General features: G+C 42.5%; 22 protein-coding genes and 1 pseudogene. 20 read left to right on the forward strand and 3 right to left on the reverse strand.

Annotation, left to right across the window (positions count from 1 at the left end; translation table 11 throughout):
- Window positions 1-155 precede the first annotated feature (155 nt).
- Window positions 156-728 (forward strand): hypothetical protein, encoded by a 573-nt coding sequence (locus JCM19038_RS07185; protein WP_042416136.1) that lies wholly within the window; start codon window positions 156-158, stop codon window positions 726-728.
- Here JCM19038_RS07185 and JCM19038_RS07190 read toward each other — a convergent pair.
- The 3 genes from JCM19038_RS07190 to JCM19038_RS24950 form a co-directional block, all read right to left on the reverse strand.
- Window positions 725-1318 (reverse strand): hypothetical protein, encoded by a 594-nt coding sequence (locus tag JCM19038_RS07190; protein WP_042416139.1) that lies wholly within the window; start codon window positions 1316-1318, stop codon window positions 725-727. The genes JCM19038_RS07185 and JCM19038_RS07190 overlap by 4 nt on opposite strands.
- A gap of 416 nt (window positions 1319-1734) precedes the next feature.
- The gene (locus JCM19038_RS07195) at window positions 1735-2277 is read right to left on the reverse strand and encodes a type 1 glutamine amidotransferase domain-containing protein (RefSeq protein ID WP_307189984.1); all 543 of its coding nucleotides are present in this window, start codon (window positions 2275-2277) and stop codon (window positions 1735-1737) included.
- Window positions 2234-2392 carry a hypothetical protein gene (locus tag JCM19038_RS24950; RefSeq protein WP_307189985.1) on the reverse strand — a complete coding sequence of 53 codons (159 nt, stop codon included), beginning with the start codon at window positions 2390-2392 and terminating at the stop codon, window positions 2234-2236. The genes JCM19038_RS07195 and JCM19038_RS24950 overlap by 44 nt, the downstream gene beginning before the upstream one ends.
- A gap of 159 nt (window positions 2393-2551) precedes the next feature.
- Here JCM19038_RS24950 and nikA point away from each other — a divergent pair, with 159 nt between their 5' ends.
- The 19 genes and pseudogenes from nikA (at window position 2552) to JCM19038_RS07285 (ending at window position 19217) form a co-directional block, all read left to right on the forward strand.
- On the forward strand, window positions 2552-4105 hold the full coding sequence (gene nikA / locus JCM19038_RS07200; RefSeq protein WP_042416141.1) for a nickel ABC transporter substrate-binding protein: 1554 nt from the start codon (window positions 2552-2554) through the stop codon (window positions 4103-4105).
- A complete protein-coding gene (locus tag JCM19038_RS07205) occupies window positions 4106-5038 on the forward strand; it encodes an ABC transporter permease (protein ID WP_042416144.1) in 933 nt (310 codons plus the stop codon).
- Window positions 5031-5840, forward strand: coding sequence for an ABC transporter permease (locus JCM19038_RS07210; protein WP_042416147.1), 810 nt, complete (start codon window positions 5031-5033; stop codon window positions 5838-5840). Before JCM19038_RS07205 ends, JCM19038_RS07210 begins: the two co-directional genes overlap by 8 nt.
- Window positions 5837-6616, forward strand: a complete 780-nt coding sequence (locus JCM19038_RS07215) for an ATP-binding cassette domain-containing protein (RefSeq protein WP_052361216.1) — start codon at window positions 5837-5839, stop codon at window positions 6614-6616. The genes JCM19038_RS07210 and JCM19038_RS07215 overlap by 4 nt, the downstream gene beginning before the upstream one ends.
- Complete coding sequence (locus tag JCM19038_RS07220; RefSeq protein WP_052361217.1) at window positions 6609-7259, forward strand: ABC transporter ATP-binding protein; 651 nt, start codon at window positions 6609-6611, stop codon at window positions 7257-7259. Before JCM19038_RS07215 ends, JCM19038_RS07220 begins: the two co-directional genes overlap by 8 nt.
- A gap of 29 nt (window positions 7260-7288) precedes the next feature.
- Entirely contained in the window at window positions 7289-8251 is a 963-nt protein-coding gene (locus tag JCM19038_RS07225; RefSeq protein WP_042416150.1) for a D-glycerate dehydrogenase, read from the forward strand.
- Between the two features lie 17 nt (window positions 8252-8268).
- Window positions 8269-9217: pseudogene (locus JCM19038_RS07230) on the forward strand (ribose-phosphate diphosphokinase).
- A gap of 179 nt (window positions 9218-9396) precedes the next feature.
- Window positions 9397-11097, forward strand: a complete 1701-nt coding sequence (locus JCM19038_RS07235; RefSeq protein WP_052361218.1) for a glutathione ABC transporter substrate-binding protein — start codon at window positions 9397-9399, stop codon at window positions 11095-11097.
- Between the two features lie 518 nt (window positions 11098-11615).
- A complete protein-coding gene (locus tag JCM19038_RS07240) occupies window positions 11616-11999 on the forward strand; it encodes a DUF192 domain-containing protein (protein ID WP_052361219.1) in 384 nt (127 codons plus the stop codon).
- A complete protein-coding gene (locus tag JCM19038_RS07245) occupies window positions 11989-12753 on the forward strand; it encodes a hypothetical protein (protein WP_042416153.1) in 765 nt (254 codons plus the stop codon). Before JCM19038_RS07240 ends, JCM19038_RS07245 begins: the two co-directional genes overlap by 11 nt.
- Before the next feature lie 28 nt (window positions 12754-12781).
- Complete coding sequence (gene cpaB / locus JCM19038_RS07250) at window positions 12782-13507, forward strand: Flp pilus assembly protein CpaB (RefSeq protein ID WP_042416156.1); 726 nt, start codon at window positions 12782-12784, stop codon at window positions 13505-13507.
- An 18-nt stretch (window positions 13508-13525) separates the two neighbouring features.
- A complete protein-coding gene (locus JCM19038_RS07255; protein WP_042416159.1) occupies window positions 13526-14779 on the forward strand; it encodes an AAA family ATPase in 1254 nt (417 codons plus the stop codon).
- On the forward strand, window positions 14779-15780 hold the full coding sequence (locus JCM19038_RS07260) for a CpaF family protein (RefSeq protein WP_238554316.1): 1002 nt from the start codon (window positions 14779-14781) through the stop codon (window positions 15778-15780). Before JCM19038_RS07255 ends, JCM19038_RS07260 begins: the two co-directional genes overlap by 1 nt.
- Window positions 15781-15809: 29 nt before the next feature.
- On the forward strand, window positions 15810-16160 hold the full coding sequence (locus JCM19038_RS23435; protein WP_238554317.1) for a CpaF/VirB11 family protein: 351 nt from the start codon (window positions 15810-15812) through the stop codon (window positions 16158-16160).
- A 13-nt stretch (window positions 16161-16173) separates the two neighbouring features.
- The gene (locus tag JCM19038_RS07265; protein ID WP_042416162.1) at window positions 16174-17085 is read left to right on the forward strand and encodes a type II secretion system F family protein; all 912 of its coding nucleotides are present in this window, start codon (window positions 16174-16176) and stop codon (window positions 17083-17085) included.
- 18 nt (window positions 17086-17103) lie between these two features.
- Window positions 17104-17895, forward strand: coding sequence for a type II secretion system F family protein (locus JCM19038_RS07270; protein WP_042416165.1), 792 nt, complete (start codon window positions 17104-17106; stop codon window positions 17893-17895).
- Window positions 17896-18010: 115 nt separating this feature from the next.
- Window positions 18011-18466, forward strand: coding sequence for a prepilin peptidase (locus JCM19038_RS07275; protein ID WP_052361220.1), 456 nt, complete (start codon window positions 18011-18013; stop codon window positions 18464-18466).
- Window positions 18448-18900, forward strand: a complete 453-nt coding sequence (locus JCM19038_RS20555) for a TadE/TadG family type IV pilus assembly protein (protein WP_052361221.1) — start codon at window positions 18448-18450, stop codon at window positions 18898-18900. The genes JCM19038_RS07275 and JCM19038_RS20555 overlap by 19 nt, the downstream gene beginning before the upstream one ends.
- Window positions 18897-19217, forward strand: a complete 321-nt coding sequence (locus JCM19038_RS07285; protein WP_042416167.1) for a Tad domain-containing protein — start codon at window positions 18897-18899, stop codon at window positions 19215-19217. Before JCM19038_RS20555 ends, JCM19038_RS07285 begins: the two co-directional genes overlap by 4 nt.
- Window positions 19218-19649 lie beyond the last annotated feature (432 nt).

The following is a 19649-nucleotide window of genomic DNA, read 5'->3' on the forward strand; positions in this document are numbered from 1 at the left end:
GTACTATCCTTGGTAATTTCGATTTATAGTGAACAATTCCCTGCTAATGGATTGAAAGCGAAAGGAATGTTACGACAAAAGTAGCGATCATTCGATAAAGGAACTGAGCGAAATGAAGGAGAATCTATCGGTATAGACGAGAGGAGCGTGCTGTGATGGCGATTAACGATCTTAAGATGATCGGAACATTTTCTGAGCTTTCTTCCGATCAACTACACGTATCCATTTACAAAAGCCTAGATAAAGTAGCAAAACGTCAAGCGATGCTCACTCAGTTTAGTCATTACATCGTTGAGAACATGAAGTTTTATCATCCTTGTTGGCTCGTTGCATTTAAGAGAACGTGCGAAAGGGGATTGTTTCCTCCGAAAGAGGAGCGTGTGTATGCATTTATTGATGCGGTGTCGGGATACCGTACTGAAATCGATGCAATCCCTTCTCTTACTGACAATGTTGACCATTCAGTCCCCATCGTAGAAGCGGTTATTCATAATGAGCGAATTCTTCGACCATATATGGTTGATCTAGAAAATTATTGGAACCGTCAATATGTAGGGAAACGGCCGAGTTATGACCGAGAAAAGATTATTCTTGCTTACGAACCTATGATTCTTGTTTCCCTTAGGATCGGTGAGTTTCATCGTTCAATTGTCTTGGATGGTGTAACTGGAGAGACGCGAGAAGAGCGCGCCTTGAAGTGGGATCAAGATGATTACCATAAGTTTTAGGCGTGCTCAGGTTCCCGGTGATCGTCGCGCTCACGTTCATCACGGTCACGGTTTTCAATCGTCTCTTCTTGCTCTTCTGTACGTTCTGTGTGTTCTTCTTTTTGTCGTTCATCGGACGTGTACCAACGATCGTGTCGGAACAAGTCCCAAATCGCCCGGCCGTTCGTCGGTTGACCATCTGGCATGTAGACCGGTAAGGCATCAAAAAGAACGAAATAAAAAGTATAAAACAAAAATGTATTCCATAATGTCTCACTGCCAGGCATAAGCTCGAGTCCTAGTAATATGTTTACGATAACTGCAGCGACAATGTTACTGAGCATTGGAGATGCGTAGATAAATGCATGCCAAAATTTATGATTAGGTTTAATTTCATCATAATGACACCAACTAAACATAAAGAAATACCGTCTCACTTCAATTGAGGGGAAGCGAAACAAAACAGGCCCACAGCCGATGACAATTTGCTTATTCGTAGCACCAAACATTGAGACGACTGCATAATACCCAGCTTCTCGAATGAGAGAGACAATCGGTAAAATAATAAAAGCTGACATAAGTAAACGAAGAAAATCTAAGAAGTCAAACAAAGTCGACACCGCCAATAGTTTAGTTACATACGTATCATGATTACCCGATGGACAGTGAATTAAAACAGCTTGCTTCCTAAGATATAAGATTTGTGGTGCAAGGCGAGGTGGTTGTGTAGCAAGAGGAGAGGTTCGTGGTGCAAGACAAGGGGTGCGTGGTGCAAGGCGAGGCGGTCGTGGTGTAAGGTAAGAGGTGCGTGGTGCAAGGCAAGAGGTGCGTGGTGCAAGACAAGAGGTGCGTGTAGCAAGACAAGGCGACCGTGTGTAAGGCGAAGCAATCGGGGTGCAAGACATGTACTGTGGGGATCACACAAGATCGCCACGGAATGCTAAAAAACTTTTAAATCCACGTTGATGATGTCTCACATCGACTATCATAAAACTCTCCAAAGTTTCACTTTGGAGAGTTTTTTGCTCTATTTCAACGCCTCGATAAATTCTTGCGCTACTTTAATTGAAGACTGAGGGTTTTGACCTGTGACGAGCAAGCCATCGCGTTGCACGTGCTCTGCCCAATCGTTTGCGGCGCTGAATTTGGCGCCTTTTTCTCGTAGGGTCTCTTCTAGCATGAACGGCACTTGATTCTCAAGCTCAACGCCACGTTCTTCTGAATCAGTAAAGCTTGTGACGTATTTGTCCTGAACGAGTGGAGTTCCGTCTTTCTTCGTTGCGTTTACGAGTCCAGCGGGACCGTGGCAAACGGCAGCGATTGGCTTCTTCTGTTCTTCGAATGTTTGTAATAGGCTCTTTAGCTGTTCGTCGTCAGGGAAGTCGAACATCGTACCGTGTCCACCTGGTAGGAAGATTCCACTATAATTGTTCGGATTAATCTCTTCGAGTGGCACCGTCTTGGTTAATTGGTCCGCAATTTCTTTCCAATCTGTTGGAATGCCTTCTTTTCCGAGGCTGTTTTGGTCAATTGGAGATTCGGTGCTTCGGGCTAGCAACGGTAATTTCATAACCGTTTTCTCTTAGAATCTCATAAGGTTCTGCAAACTCTGAGAGCCATATACCTGCAAGGTGACCATTGTCCATTGTATGTCCATTCGTTACGACCATTAAAATGTTTGTCATGGTAAGCACGCTCCTTGTTCACTCGTTCTACTAATACAATGTTCCCGCTGACCTCTCATTTAAACATATGATTTTAAGACTGTAATCTACTATTGCGATTTTTTAATTTGTGTAGGTATAGTTAGTATACATACATAGAATTAGAAGGTAGGAGATTCCATGATCAAACGCACATACCTATTTACAGCGATGCTTTTGTTCGTTCTTATAGCGGCTTGTTCAAGCGGAAATGTTAAAAGTGAAAGCAATGAATTAGTGATCGCTTGGCCGCAAGATATTGGAGCGATGGACCCTAGAGGATATGGGGCATCTCAAATGTTTGCACAAAACTTAATCTTCGAATCACTTGTCCAATATAATGCTGAAGGGGAAATTGAGCCATTGCTTGCTGAAGATTGGCAACAAAGTGAAGACGGCAAAACGACGACGTTCTATTTGAGAGAAGATGTGCAGTTTTCAGATGGTAGCCCATTTAATGCTGACGATGTTAAAGCGAATTTTGACAAAGTATTAGACAATCGAGAGCGTCATGCTTGGCTTGAATTAGCCAACCAACTGCAAGAAGTGAACGTGATTGATGAGTATACCGTGGAACTGACGTTAAGTGAGGCATACTATCCTTTGTTCGAAGAGTTGGCACTTGTCCGGCCGTTTAGAATTGCCAAAGAAGTTGATGGTCAATATGTAGGAACAGGCATCTATGAACTTGAACAACATGATCGAGATGAACGTGCAGTATTTTCTGGAAATGAACACTATTGGTCTAATTCTCCTAACGTCGATCGCTTAGTCGTTCAAGTCATTCCTGATAGTGAATCTAGAATGATGGCGCTTGATAATGGTGAGATTGATCTCGTCTATGGAAATGGTTTGCTTAGTATGGATGCGATTCAATATTTCGAAGACCAAGAAGGGTTTACAATCAATCAATCGAATCCACAAGCGACACGTACAGCAGTGTTAAATACAAACCGAGGACCTCTGGAAGAGTTGTCTGTACGTCAAGCATTCATACATAGCTTTAATACGAACCAAGTGGTTGAAGATGTCTTTTATGGTACGGAAGAACCTGCTACTGCCTTATTTGGTGACCATGTTCCATATATGCCTCCCGTAGACCCATATGATTTTGATTCGAATCGTGCAGAACAATTATTGGAAGAAGCCGGTTGGAATCTTGGTGAAGATGACTTTCGTGTAAAAGACGGCAAACCCTTATCATTGTCGTATGTTTACGATGCTAATGATGCGATTCAGCGAACGATCGGTGAATGGTTGCAGCAAGGTGCAACTCAGGTTGGCATTTCAGTTCAACTCGAAGGTGTCGACAATCAAGCGTATTTGAATGCACAAAAAAGCGGGGAGTTTGATGTGATTTATCAAGAGACATGGGGTGCTCCGTATGATCCTCACGCCTTTGTTTCATCGATGCGTATTCCAGCACACGCGGATTATCAAGCACAACTAGGGTTGGAGAAAAAAGCTAAGATTGACGAGATGATTGATCAAGTCTTCATTGCGACGGAAGAGTCTAAACGTATAGATCTTTATGATGAAATTCTTCAAGAGATTCATGACCAAGCTGTCTATTTACCAATTTCCTATACATCGACCATTGCTGTCCATCATGAGGGGATCAGTGGCGTTGAATTTGCACCAATTCCTTATGAGTTCCAATTAGAAAAGGTTCAGAAAAATGCTCCGGATGCTTAGTTGGCGCTATGTGCCTTAGTACCTTCTATTGTGTTTTTATCGTTTGTTGTATTCCTTGCTTTGCACTTAATTCCAGGTGATCCTGCAGTCGCGTATTTATCTGCTTCGCAATTGCCGATTACAGAGGAAGCGATCGAGCGTGTAACGATTGAACTTGGATTAGATCAAACGGTTTGGGAGCAATATGCTTCATGGTTTTTTTCTGCGCTTACGATGGATTTTGGTACGTCGTATATGACGGGTGAACCCGTGATCGAGGAATTTTTGTTTTATTTCCCAGCAACAGTCGAACTAAGTGTCTGGGCGTTTCTCATCGTAATTCTTTCTGTCATTGGTTTAGGAAGTGCTTCGGCTTACTACCGCAAGACATGGGTTGATTATAGTAGCCGGCTTTTTTCCATTGTTGGTGCATCTCTACCTTCATTTTGGCTTGGATTTTTATTGCTTTATGTATTCTCAATGACACTTGGGATTTTTCCGTCAGGAAACAGGGGCACTGTCGCACACTACGTATTGCCTGTTCTAACACTCGCAATTCCTTACATTGCGATTTATAGTCGGTTGTTTCGGACGAGTCTCTTGGAAGTTGAGAAGCTCCCGTGGATGTCTCATGCAAAAGCAAGAGGATTGTCGGAGAAAACGATCTGGCTAAAATTCCAGATGCGTCACGGAGTCCTTGCTTTACTGCCGGTGCTCGGCGTTGTAATGGGGTATCTACTCGCGGGGACGTTTATCGTTGAAAATATCTTCTCGTGGCCAGGAGTCGGCCGTTATATGATGAATGCAATTGTTCAAAGGGATTATCCAGTAATCCAATTTTACATCTTAGTGATTGCCTGTCTGTTTTTATTTATTAATTTGATTGTTGACCTTCTTCAAGCTTGGCTTGACCCTAGACAGCGTCATCAAAAGGGTGGGGTGAAGCATGTCTAGCACCTCGAGAGTTTACATCAGTATGGCAGCAATTGGAATGATCATCATCTTCATTGCACCGCTAATTATGAGCCAAGACCCCTTTGCTGCTAATTCAGCGAACCGTTTATTGCCACCATCAAGTAGTCATCTGCTTGGTACCGATCATCTTGGGCGTGATCTGTTGAGTCGCATCGTTTACGGAGCGAGATATACCGTTGTAACCGCGCTAGTGATTGTTGTGATTAGCGGTTTAATCGGCATGAGTGTCGGCTTTGTATCTGCGACGTCAGGGGGAGCTATCGATCAAGTGTTCATGCGATTCACTGAGTGGATGTCAGCCTTCCCATCTGTGATTTTGGCGTTTTTATTTGTAGGTATAGCTGGACCGGGTTTGTTGAATATTTTGATCGCACTTTCTCTCGTGTTCTGGATCCCAATTGCAAGGCTCGTACGGAACACAACGGTACGAACGATGCAGGAACCTTATTATGAATCGGCGATAATTAGTGGAGTTCCTTACGTGAAAAGAATTCAAAGGCATCTTATTCCCGGGGTCTTACCGCAGGTGATCGTTTTGCTCGCTCTAAACGTAGGGAGTGCCATGCTTCATATTGCGGGTTTTTCATTTTTAGGCATCGGAATTCAACCACCGTTACCAGAGTGGGGCGCAATGTTAAATGAAAGTCGCTCTTACTTTTATGCAGCGCCATGGCTCATGATTGTTCCTGGAATGGCGATCTTTCTCGTTGTACTTTTTTGGAATGGATTATCAGAGCGAATGCGTGATGAGTTTGATCAGAAAAGGGGAAGTGGTTTATGATCGAGGTGAATAACTTAGCTGTCAAAACAGAGACTCAAACACTTTTAGAACCTCTATCGTTTCGTATACAAAAAGGTGAAAGCATCGGTGTTTTAGGCGAGAGTGGTGCAGGGAAGACGATGTTAACGATGGCGTTGTTACAACTTTTATCAAGTCCGCTTCAAGTAGAAGGAAGCGTCATTGTTCACGATCAACATCTCAATGTATTATCGAATGAGCAGTTACGGTCCGTACGTGGCAATACACTGGGATATGTACCGCAAAATGTACAGGCGATCTTTGATCCTTATCGAAAGATTGGCGTACAGATGGTTGAGGCGATCCGAGCTCACGAACGCACGACAAAGCGAGAAGCAAAAAGAACAGCGATGGCATCTTTAAGGGAAGTGCAGTTAAAAGATGAACATTATCACTTTTTTCCTTTTCAGTTAAGTGGAGGAATGTTGCAACGGGCAGGGATTGCGCTCGTTTTCTCACTTCAACCAGAACTCGTTATTGCGGATGAACCAACCACAGCACTTGATGAAGAGACGAAAACGCTCATCTTGGAATTGCTATTACGAAAACAACGAGAAGAGGGGCTTTCCATTCTATTTGTGAGTCATGAAATTGACGTCATTAAGAAAATGGTCACCCGAATTCTTGTTCTTGAAAACGGGAAATGCGTGGAATGTGGGTCGGTCGACCAACTTATGAACGAACCATCCAGCGCTCGCTTACAAAGCTTTCTTCATTATGAAGCCGTTCTAAGAAGAGGGGCGATGAAGAATGATTAACATGCAAAACGTAACATTTCGGTACGGTAAGCGATCACCAATTATACTTAAAGATTTGTCATTAACGATCGAACAAGGGTCTTCGGTTGCTCTCTTAGGAAGAAGTGGAAGTGGGAAAACGACGCTAAGCCGCTTGTTATTAGGATTGATAAAGCCAACAGAGGGGAACATCATCATAAAAGGGGAATCAGTAACTAAGGCGCCTAAAGGTGTTGGACAACTCGTTCATCAACACCCAGAGTCTTCTCTGAACTCGAAACGTAGCATTGTGGAGAGTGTTGAGGAGCCACTGTTGAGATTGGAACTTAGTCGTATAGAAAGGGTAAAACAAGTACGAGAGATGCTTCTAGACGTAGGGTTAGATGAGTCGTTTCTTTACCGGTATCCACATCAATTGAGTGGTGGTCAGCTTCAACGTGTTTGTATTGCCAGGGCTCTCGTTGCAAAACCTGCGTTTGTTGTATTAGATGAAGTTGTGAATCGATTGGACGTCCAAACGAAAGTGAAATTGCTCGATTTATTACGTGCATTGAAGCAATCTCATCAACTGACGTATTTATTTGTTACTCATGATGTGACAAGTGCGAAGTATACGTGCGAGACGATATACAAGTTGGAGAATGGAACGACTCAGTTGCAATAAGTACAACATTAAAGAAAAGGAGGGGTCATATGAAGAAGATCTATGTAACGAGAAAGTTGCCAGGCGTCATTATGGACCGTCTGCATGAGAACTTCGATGTGAATTATTGGGATGATGAGGACGAGCCAGTACCTCGGGATGTTTTATTACGTGAGATGAAAGAGTGTGAAGGTCTGTTCTGTATGCTCACAGAAACGATTGATGAAGAGCTCCTAGATGCAGCGCCCAAATTAAAAATCGTTGCAAATCTTGCCGTTGGGTATAACAACATCGATATAGAAGCAGCAAAAAATCGCAATGTAATTGTGACAAACACCCCTGGCGTGTTGTCTGAAACGACTGCAGATTTGACGTTTGCGCTCATGCTTGCCTCTGCAAGAAGGCTTGTTGAAACGTCAGAAGTCGTTCGGGATGGAACGTGGGGAGCGTGGTCACCGATGCACTATACTGGACAAGACGTACACGGCAAAACGCTTGGTATCATTGGGCTCGGTAGAATTGGTGAGGCGGTTGCAAAACGCTCAACTGGGTTTGATATGAACGTGCTGTATCATAATCGTAGACGGAATGAAGAGGCGGAGTCTAGGTTAGGGGCTACGTATGTTTCATTCAACAAACTCTTAAAGCATTCAGATTTTATTGTGCTACTTTTGCCATATAGTAAATCAAACCATCACTTGATTGGAAGTCAAGAAATTGGTTTAATGAAAAAGGAAGCAATTTTAATTAATACTGCACGAGGCGGTCTTGTAGATGAAGGCGCTTTATATCATGCTTTAGAAAAACGGGAGATTTATGGAGCTGGTTTAGATGTGTTTGAAGAAGAGCCAGTACCTTTGACTAATCCGCTGCTTCAATCAAAGTATGTGACGACTTCTCCACATATCGGCAGTGCAAGTATTGAAACACGTCTTCATATGTGTCATCTTGTAACTGATAATCTAATTCACGTACTAAGTGGTAGAGACCCACTTACACCCGTGACAAAATAGGAAGGTAGAACAAACTCATGGATTACCATTTAAATGACAAGTTCAAGATTTTCAGCTTAAACTCAAATCAAGCCCTCACCGAAGAGATCGTCAGACACCTAGGTTGTGAACTCGGTCGCAGTTCTGTAAAACGTTTTAGTGATGGGGAAATTCAAATTTCCATTGAGGAGAGCGTTCGCGGTTGCGAAGTGTATGTCGTACAATCAACGTCATTCCCAGGTAACGAGAACATTATGGAACTTCTCATTATGGTCGATGCATTAAAGCGTGCGTCGCAAAACGCATCAATGTCGTTATGCCTTATTACGGTTATGCTAGGCAAGATCGTAAGGCTCGCTCACGCGAACCAATTACTGCAAAACTCATTGCAAATCTACTCGAAACAGCGGGTGTGACTCGTGTCATCACGATGGACCTTCACGCTCCGCAAATTCAAGGATTCTTTGATATGCCAGTCGATCAACTGCAAGGTGTTCCGATTCTATCAGAGTACTTCGCAGACAAGAACTTAGAAGATGTTGTCGTAGTTGCACCAGATAACGGCGGTGTTGTACGCGCTCGTAAGATGGCTGAAGCCTCAATGCCCCAATTGCGTTTATCGATAAACGTCGTCCGCAGCCAAACGTCGCTGAAGTAATGAATATCGTAGGTGAATTCAAAGGCCGTAATGCCATTATCATTGATGATTTAATTGATACGGCTGGAACGATTACACTTGCTGCGAATGCCCTCATAGAAAACGGTGCAAAAGCCGTCTATGCTTGTTGTACACACCCGGTGTTATCAGGACCAGCAATTAGTCGGATCGAAGGTTCGCCCATTAAAGAACTTGTCATTACGAATTCAATTCAGCTACCAGAAGACAAGCAATCACATAAAATTACAACACTATCGATTGCACCGCTCGTAGCTGATGCAATTAACCGTGTTCATAACGAAGTGTCCGTGAGTTCACTTTTTGATTAATAGTTAAGAGATTAGACGACAATTTTCGTCTAATCTCTTTATTTTTTTCTATTTTGACCGATAAAATGACAGAATACTAACAAAATATGCAAGAAATTGCATTGTGGTTGTATAATTATTAACTAGTGTTTATAATAGTTTTACAACTAGAAGTAATCAAACAACTAGGAGGAATAATTGTGAAGAAATTTAAACGACATTGGATTGGCGGTGCATTCGCTTTATCAATGGCAAGCCTAATGGTCGCTTGTTCTGATGATACGGCGGTTGATTCTGATGAAGTGCCGGCAGATGAAAATGGTGAAGAGACTGGCGATTCTGAAGAAGCAGTTAGCTCAGATGGTGGCGGCGATCTCATCATTGCAATTGAGGCGGACGCTGTAGACTTAAATCCACATGGTTCAAATGATACGGCATCAACGCATATTCGTACGAACATCTATGAAGGTCTCGTTGAGCACGATGAGAACATGGATTTACAACCAGGACTTGCAGAGGATTGGGAGCAAGTCGATGAGCTGACTTGGGAGTTCCAACTCGTTGAAGGCGTTGAATTTACAGATGGGACACCATTTAATGCGGATGCGGTCGTTGCGAACTTAGAGCGTGTCAATGATCCTGAATTAGCATCTCCACGTTCTTTCATGTACGAGATGATTGAAGAAGTGAACGCTACGGATGAGTATACGGTGGAGATTATTACTGAATATCCGTTTGCGCCAATTCTTGCTCACCTTGCACATGACGCTGGTGGGATGATTAGTCCAACAGCGATTGAGGAGGAGGCGAATGGCGAACATAACATTGATGTTGACCCTGTAGGAACCGGTCCATTTGTACTTGATAACTGGGTACAAGGAAATGAAATCGTTCTTACACGTAATGAAGATTATTGGCGTGGACCTGTTCCTCTTGATTCGGCTACATATCGTGTCGTTGATGAACAACTAACACGGATCGGAATGTTCGATACGGGTGAAGCGCATATCGTAAACTCCATTGAACCGGCAAACGTCGGACAAATTGAAAACAGTGATTCTGGAGATGTATCAGCTGTAGAAAGCTTACGACTGGATTACCTAGGCTTTAACACTACCGTTGAGCCACTCGATGACCCCGATGTGCGCCTAGCGATCTCTAAAGCGATTAATAAAGATGAAATTGTAGAAGGAATTTTCCAAGGGTACGGTGTAGAAGCCATTGGTCCGGTTAGTCCGATGGCGTTTGGATTTAGTGAAGATGTAGATCCCGTTGACTATAACCTTGAAGAAGCAGAACAATTGTTAGCAGATGCAGGATATGAAGATGGATTCTCAGTAGAACTTATGGTTCAATCAGGAAATACAATCAATACGCAAATGGCAGAAGTCATTCAAGATCAGCTTTCACAACTGAACATTAACGTTTCACTTCAACAAACCGAGTGGGGTGCATTGTTAGATGCAACCGACGAAGCGAACTATGAGATGGTTATGCTCGGTTGGACGACGGTAACGGGTGATGCGGATTATGGTACGCACGCACTGTTCCATTCTGATAACCACGGACCTCCAGGAAACAATACGTTCTACACAAATGAAGACGTTGACGAACTGCTCGACGATGCTCGTCGTGAGACAGATGAAGAAGCGCGTGTAGAGCTATACCGTCAAGTTGCAGAGACGGTTAACGAGGAAGTGCCATTATTCCCGATCGTTCATGATCAATTTAGAGCAGGTGTTTCAAACGACGTAGAAGGTTTATTCAGCTCCCTCATGGTGTATTTGACTTACGTGAAACAACGGTTTCAAGCGATGTTTCAGGTGGAGGGTACTAAATGCTCAGAGCCGATTATCACTGTTTTTGTGATAATCGGTTTTTTTGTATGCGTTTGGGGGTAACGAAAGAAGGAGGTTGTCCTTCGGTAATTGGAGCATAAACAGTTGTTATTTATGGATAACTTTCACTCGAATTTATCGCTTGTTAAATAATGAAGACATTCAAGGTGGGGCAAGGGAAATTGCATGAAATGTGATGAGAATTTAACGTTCTGTGAACTCGAGTTTTAGAAGGTCAATGTTCAAGCAATCGATAAGTTTAAAATTAAAGTGATTGATTTAATAAATTTGTAAACTGAATATCGAAAAAAAGGACTAATGACACGAGATTTGAAGGTACTAAGTTTCATTGAGATTCGACCTCTTAACTAAAATACGACAATCCGTACCAAAGGACTTGTCATAAAGTGCGGATTGATTGTTATTATCGACACACTATATTTCCATTAATTGGATAAATTGTTAAGGGATAAGTTGTCTGAATCTTCATTACTTGATTTGTTCTTGTAATATGGTACTTTACTATACTATGAGCAACTACTGAACTAAGAAAATACTCAAATTGTAGATAGGGAGAATCTATGGTCTGGATTCAAGGATCAAAAACAGTTCTTGTGGATCAGTTAATGATTGCAAATGGATACATGTCAAGATTAAAAGGACTACTTGGGAAAAATAACTTGGACGATCGAGAAGGGTTATTGTTGTATCCTTGTCAACAAGTTCATACGTGGTTCATGAGATTTCCAATTGACTGTGTTTATTTAGAGAAAATTAATAATAATGAGTATCGAATTAAAGAAACGTTCGAGAATGTTGCATCGTGGAAAATACTGCCGTACGCAAAGTCTGTATACGGCGTTTTGGAGCTAAGAAGTGGTGCGGTTTTAGAATATGGACTTCTAAAAGGGCAGTGTCTCTATATAGATCCCGGTGAAAGAAAGGAAGGTAAAGATGGACATTAGCAAGGAACAAACACAGCCACAAACGTTTAAAGATTTGATGCGCAACATGAGTCAAAACGGAAAGCGAGTGTTCTTAGTCTCTATACCTGGGACGCTACTTATCAGTGTTCCTCTCATAACGGTATTATTTTTCTTTTTTGATTACATGATTCAACTAGGCGTGAGTGTTGTTGAGATCGAGGCGTTACGGATATTTAATCAAGCGTTACTGTTTAGTGTTTTAGGAGTCCAAGTATTTTATTTGTTATTACTCGATCGAGAGCTTCCTTTTAAGAAGCGTGTACTAACGGGTTTAAAAAAGACTGCTCTAGTGTTTCCGGCGATTATTGTTGCGACAATTCTTTATACGGTGCTTACGACGTTTGGGTTGGCGCTCCTCGTTATACCAGGCTTAATTATCTACGCTTATCTAGGTTTATTTGCTCAGACGATCGCTTTTGAGAATAAAGGAATCGTTAAGTCCTTAATGCGAAGCCGTCAACTTGTAATTGGTTCATTCTGGCGAATACTAGGTCTGTTATTGCTCATCATTATCGCATCCAATGTACTCATCGTAGGTGCAGAAATCCTCTTTCTATTCATGTTAGGAACTCCAATATTCTGGGTGGATATCGTCATTAATACAATACTATATCTTTTTATGATGCCATTTATCGGCTCATTGTATATGAGCATGTATTTTGATTTACGAGCACGACAAGAAGCATTCGATTATGCTGTGTTTTCAAAAGAGCGTGGGCAATTGGTTTCGTAATGAATGAGACGGGTCAGGAGGATCATTGATGTTTGCTAAATTAAGTTGGCGTTTAATTCTTATACTTGGAAGTGCTGGGTTAATTGCTTATTTAACCTTTCAATATTTGGATTCATTGCAACAGACGACCGAGGTTGTCGTCAGTGATCGTACGATTGCTGAACAAACCGAAATTACAGAAGAAATGTTAACGACAGTGAACGTTGAAGCTAGTGCAGTAGAAACGCTTCTTCCAAACCGTGTTCAAGATCCTGAATCAGTTATTGGTGCGATTACAAGACAAGAAATCGAATCTGGAAAACCGGTGTTATTAGATCCAGAGCAGATCGTTTTTCCAGAAGATGCCGCAGAATATGTCACAGCTTCAGGGAATATTGATGCTTCTGAATTTATTCCTGACGAAATGCGGTTATACACTTTGGCGTTAAATCCACAAGCAGCTGTGGACAACTCCTTGCAAAAAGGAGACCACGTTGACGTTGTGTATACAGCAGAAGATGGACAAGGAGAGAACTATTCTCGAATGCTCATTCAATATGCAGAAGTGTACGAAGTCGAGTCCTACAATGAAGATTCGCTTGCTGACCTGGCAAAAGATTCAACCGTACAGCATGTAACGTTACTCGTGAACCCACAAGAAGTTGTGGCGCTCGGAAATGCGGTTGAGAACGGCTCATTAAGCTTAGCGTTAAATCCTTCAAACGGAGAGTCAATTGATTTGGAGATCATAAGAGAGTCAACACTAGAAAGCTAGAAAAGGAGGTGCCAGCTCATGGATGCAGATTTTATTCCAGGCAGACATTCAAGCGAGTCATTGACGGTCGCAATTATTGATCAAGACCCAAGTTACCGCGCAGATATTAACCGGTATTACGAACATAGCGATGATTTAGTCTCGGTCATTTTTCAAGGAGAAACGTTGACAGATTTATATGAATATCTAGGAAGCAATACGGTTGATATTCTCTTAATTAACGTCGAAGCGACGAAAGCAGACCCAGCGTGGTATCGCAATTTATTAACCTATGATACTCAGAAAATTATTCTCGTTGCTGAACAGCTCCATATCGTCCAAGAAACCGAGTTAATTCACGAAAATGTTGATCTTATCTATAAGTACACACCGATGGGAACGTACACTCAGAAGATGTTATCGTTCACGCCAATCGGACAAGACAAAGATATTTTTACGAGTGTAAACGCCGCTGCAAAAGAGCATACCGATAAAAAAATCTCATTGTTTTACTCTCCTAAAGGAGGCGTCGGCACGACGACCATTGCAGTGAACACGGCCGCGCAACTCACGTTAAAAGATAAAGACGTGTTGCTCGTAGACTTTGCACTTTTCGGTCATGTCTCAGTTGCCTTTAATCTTCCACAAGGAACAAAAGGTCTTTCGGACGTCGTGACTTATCTGGAGCAAGGGCGTCAAGATGATGAAGAACTTGATGAGGTGTTACGTCAGTCCATTGAAACGGTCAGCCTCCAAGGAAAAAAGTTAAGTGTACTAAGTGCAGGGTCGCCATTAAAGATGGCAGCTTTGTCACTCGATCATACAGATCGAATTATGGAAGCATTGCAACGGCTAGACTATGACATGATTGTTGTTGATTCTTCAACCGACTTGTCTGAGCGTAATATTTCATTGATGAGCAATGCGACGGATTTGTTTTTCGTCTTAACGACAGACGTTGCAGCGAACTGGTCGATGTTGTCTTCTGTCGATATTATTCGCAAGTTACACCGCCCGTTGCAAAATCGTTATCTCATTATTAATGCTTATCATGATTCAATTGGATTCCCGATTTCTGAAATGGAATCCATGTTATCTATGAAAGTATCAGCAGTGATCCCACATAAATACGAGCAAGTACAAGGATATGCAAACCGTGGCATTGTGATGGCAGAAAAGCCAGCACTCAAGATTAATAAGCATTACCGAAGTATCGCAAACTTAATTGAGCCGATGTTCGAGAAGAAGGAAGTCGCGAAACGCAACGGTCTAAGAAAAGGAGTGCTTGCGTAATGGGAATAGAACAGGCAATTAAGCGTAAGCAACGAGAAAATGAAGGCCAAGAACAACTGTGGAATGAGGACTTAGATGTCGAGATTGACCAATTAAAGCAGTCGGTTCGAGAAGATATTGTTAAACAAGGAAACAAAGACCATAAGATTCTAAGCAATAACGATCGTTTACGGGCAGCGGTTTGGTATTCACTTGAGCAAAAAGAGACGATGAATCATCAAGACTTGCTGTTAACAACAGATGAGCGGAAGTTGCTTACCGACGAAATTATGCAACAGCTCATCGGTTACGGGATTATTGATCCGCTTGTACGCAGACAAGACATTACGGAGATCATGATTAATGGTACGGATGACGTGTTTATCGAGGAAAACGGTCGCCTTGGCTATGCGTACGATGAAGACGGAGAGCGCATCCGTTTCAAGTCAGAAGCGGACCTTTTGACGATTATTGAGAAGATTGTAGCGCCGATTAACCGAAAAATCGATGAAGCGAATCCGATTGTAGATGCACGACTTCCTGATGGCTCTCGTGTAAACGTCGTTATTCGTCCAATTTCCCTTGGCGGACCGATCATTACGATAAGAAAGTTCCCGAGTGATCCATTTACGATGGAAAAGCTTATTGACTTCGGTGCACTGGACACACCGATTGCTGAATGGTTGAAAAAACTCGTCGAGGCGAAGTATAACATCGTCATCTCTGGAGGAACTGGTTCAGGGAAAACAACGTTTCTTAACGCATTAAGCATGTACATCCCAAACCATGAACGTGTGATTACCGTCGAGGATTCAGCGGAACTTAAGCTAACACAAATCCAGAACTTAGTTAGTCTAGAAACAAGACCTGCAAACGTGGAAGGAAAAGGCGAGATTACGATGCGAGATCTCGTTCGTACGGCTCTTCGAATGCGCCCAGATCGAATCGTCGTCGGTGAGGTCCGTGGTGGAGAAGCTCTAGACATGCTGCAAGCGATGAATACGGGTCATGATGCTCCTTAACGACAGGCCACGCCAATTCATCAGTCGATATGTTATCAAGATTAGAAACGATGGTGCTCATGTCTGGTCTTGATTTACCGATTCCAGCAATTCGTAGACAAATCTCTTCATCGGTCGAGTTAATCGTTCAACTCGGAAGGCTGCGTGACGGTTCAAGACGCGTGCTACAAATCACAGAAATCCTCGGTGAAGAAAAAGGAGAAATTCAGCATCGTGATTTGTTCCGCTTTCAAATTAACGCAGATGAAAGCACAAAAGATAAAGTCGTCGGTAGGTTAGTGCCAACGGGTGCAGCGATGGAACAAGTAGAAAAGTGGCAATCCGCAGGTTACGGTGAGCAACCGCTTGAAGAACCGAAGATGGTCCATCACTATTCTTGAGGAGTGACCGAGCATGCTTTTAACTTATATAGCGATTGTGGTCCTGCTTTTGATTATGTTGAAAGCAATTGTTGAACTCACACAAATACTCATCTATGGGACCGTGCCACAGAAAAAAATACTAGAAAAATCGTTCAAGCGTTTAGAAGGTAAAAAGAAATCGGTTTACAGTACAAAATCAACAGAAGAGCGTCAAGCATCGAAACGTCGGATTAACTTGCTCCAAACAGCTGTTATATGTGTAATTCTTTTTTTACTAGGTATGATGTTGTTCCGAAGTGCTTTCTTTGCGATTTTAATTGCTTTATTAGGTCTGTTTTATCCGAAAGTAAAGGCAAGTCATGATCAGCAAAAGCAAGAGAAGGTCATGTTGTTGCAATTTAGAGATGCCATTCTTTCATTGGCAAGCTCCTTAAAAGCAGGTACATCTCTCCAGGTAGCATTACGACGTTGTGAAACAGACATGACTCGAGAGCTGCAGCTTCAAAAGGACAAGCCGATGCTTGAAGCATTGGAGCGAATTAACGGAGACATTCAACTAGGTACACCGGTTGAAGAAGCGTTACAAACGTTTAAAAACGAACATGACACCATTGAGGACATCGCCCAATTTGTTGACGCCATTCTTATGACGAGAACAAAAGGTGGTAATTTAGCGGATGTTATTGATAACACAGCAGAGTCGATCTCAGACAAAATTATGATTCAACAAGAGATTAAAGTGGCAACGGCACAAAAGAAAATGGAAGCGTCACTGCTTACGTTTATGCCCGTTGGAATCGTCGTCGTTTTGATGATGTTAAATCCTGATTATATGCAACCGATGTACGATCAAACACTCGGAACGTTTATGCTGTTCGCAGCAGTGCTCATGCTTATCGCAAATTACTTCATCGGTAGAAAGGTGACGAATATTGATGTGTAAAGGGAGGGGGGACCAGACGTGGCCATCATCATATCCGCATTGATGTTTGTGTTTATTGTAGTACTTCTAACACCAAAGCAATGGGTGGAAGCGAGTAGCATCAAGAAACGTCTCGCAGTGGAAGAAGAAGTACTCATTGAAGAGGAACGACGCTTTACAATTCGCAAAGCAACACCTGCTGTGATGAGATTGCTCTCACTCGTCAACTTTCGGTTATCGATTGAACGAAGAGAACAACTTGAAACGAAAGTTCAAATGGCAGGAAAAGCAGAAAAGTATCGTGTGGAAGACATCTTAACGATGAAAATGATGGCTGCGGTCGGTTTAATGAGTTATTTCCTCTTCCTAGGGGTCGTTGCCAACAGCCCGATGCTTTTCCTAGTTGCTATGGTAACAGCGCTCATGGGCTATATTCTCCCTGAGCATTGGTTAAAGATTCTAGGAAGCAAACGGAAAGATCAGATCAAGAAAGAACTGCCGTATGTTATCAATGCAATTGCAATTATGAGTGAAGCGGGACTAAATCTTGTGCCTGCAATGAAAGAAGTTGCGGATAAGAAAAAAGGTGTTCTTGCTGATGAATTGCAACTTGTCATTCGAGATGTGTCAGTCGGAATCTCCCAAATAACGGCACTAGAACGAATGGCAGAACGTTGTCAGGTGGATGAAGTGAACCGATTCGTCTCTGCTGTCACTCAGAATCTGGAACGAGGGGCATCTGGTGTTACGAGAGTTCTTCGAGATCAAGCGAGTGAAGTGTGGCAGCAGCGTAAGAAGAAAGCCCAAGAACTAGGGAGAAAGCTTCAATGAAACTGTTCCTACCACTCTTGCTCTTGGCGTTCCCGGCAACGGCGATCTTCCTTCTCGGTCCTGCAATTCTTGGTGTGATGGACTTTATCTTGTCAATGAATTAAGAGGAGGAGCCATGGTTTCAATCAGCATATTAGCAACAACATTGCTTATTGCAACGATTATTGATTTGCGAACGTGGAAAATACCGAATTGGTTAACGTTATCAGCGGCAATCATTGGTATTACGCATAATGGCATGATGTACGGATTCGATGGTCTGTTTACTAGCTTGCTCGGAATGGTCATTGGCTTTGCAATCTTCTTTTGTTTCTATTTAATGAAAGCTTACGGTGCTGGTGATGTGAAGTTAATGGCAGCAATTGGTGCCATTATGGGTGTCCCTTTTATTCTATATAGTTCAATCATGATTGTACTCATTGGTGGTCTCGTATCCATTGTTGTACTCATTGTTCGGCATAGACAACATAGAAGAAGTGGCACAGAAAAGAAGGAAGTGAACACGGCGTTTCCGTTTAGTCTTTGGATTACTGTAGGGAGTGTGTTAACGGTATGGCAAATGTATCCATAACTGTAAGTCCTAAACCGAAGCGATTTTGGCGAAGGGAAGAAGGGCAATCACTTGCAGAGTTCGGTCTCGTAGCACCGATTATGTTGATGATTGCGATTGGTGTTCTTTTACTAGGGTATTTTGTGTACTCGCAAATTATTGTTGTGTCAGCTGCCAATCAAGGCGCACGTGCTGGCAGTGCCATCAGTGCAGATCTTGAGGCAAATCCTGGACAAATGATTCAAGTAGCGCAATCAACAGCAGAATCGACATTAAGCCAAGGGTTGAACATTAACCAAGGTCAAGTCTCGTCTGTTGTAAACGGAGATCAGTTCCAAACGACCGTTTCTTATGAGTTCCGGTTTCCAGTAGGCATTCCCGGTACAAACATTCCAACATCCTACTTAATTGAGCATACGTCGAGCTATCACATATGGGGGCGAGATGACGAATGAAGCGATGGCTAAACGATGAAGAAGGTGGCGTGTATCCCTTAGCTGCAGGCATTATTGTTTTTGTTCTTGCGTTTGGGGGATTACTCATCGATGGCGGCATGACCATCTATCATCATACGAAACTATCAAGTGCAGTTGACGCTGCCACCGTTGCAACGCTAGATGCCTATGACCGAGAGCTGTGGGAAGAGTCCGGCGAGATCTCGTTAAATGATAACGAAGTTCGTGCCATTGCGACCCGCTATTTAACACAGAACATGGAAGAAGCTTCAATTCGCAATTTAACGATTGATGCTCAAGAAATCGCGTCACCTTAGAAGCAAGTGCAACCGCTCCGCTATTCTTTATGGCGATGTTTAATCAATACGAGACTGAAGTACAAGCCTCTGCATCTGCTAGTCTCGATGATTCAAACTTTGAAGGCGGAGAAGAAGAGGAGAGCGACGATTAAGTTTTTAAAGCAACGAGATGATTTAGAACGGTTATTGTTCTAAAACGGAGAATACATTCGCCCTCATGCTATGAAACTATTTATAAAGTACAAAAGAAAGATAAGAATGTGAGTTCGTAGAAAGATGTTTCGCAACCTTCGAAAGGAAATGACAAGTTCCGAAGACATTTCTCCATGAATTATACGAGAAACGAATCAAACTTAAGGTACAAACATGTATACGAAGAGAGACTATTTAACGTTCTTGGAAAAGAAGAAACCAACAAATGAAAGATTTAAGGAACAATCACTAGATATT

Origin of the sequence: Geomicrobium sp. JCM 19038 (genome assembly GCF_000698125.1) — a bacterium.
In the GTDB taxonomy this organism is placed as follows: Bacteria; Bacillota; Bacilli; order Bacillales; family Marinococcaceae; genus Geomicrobium_A.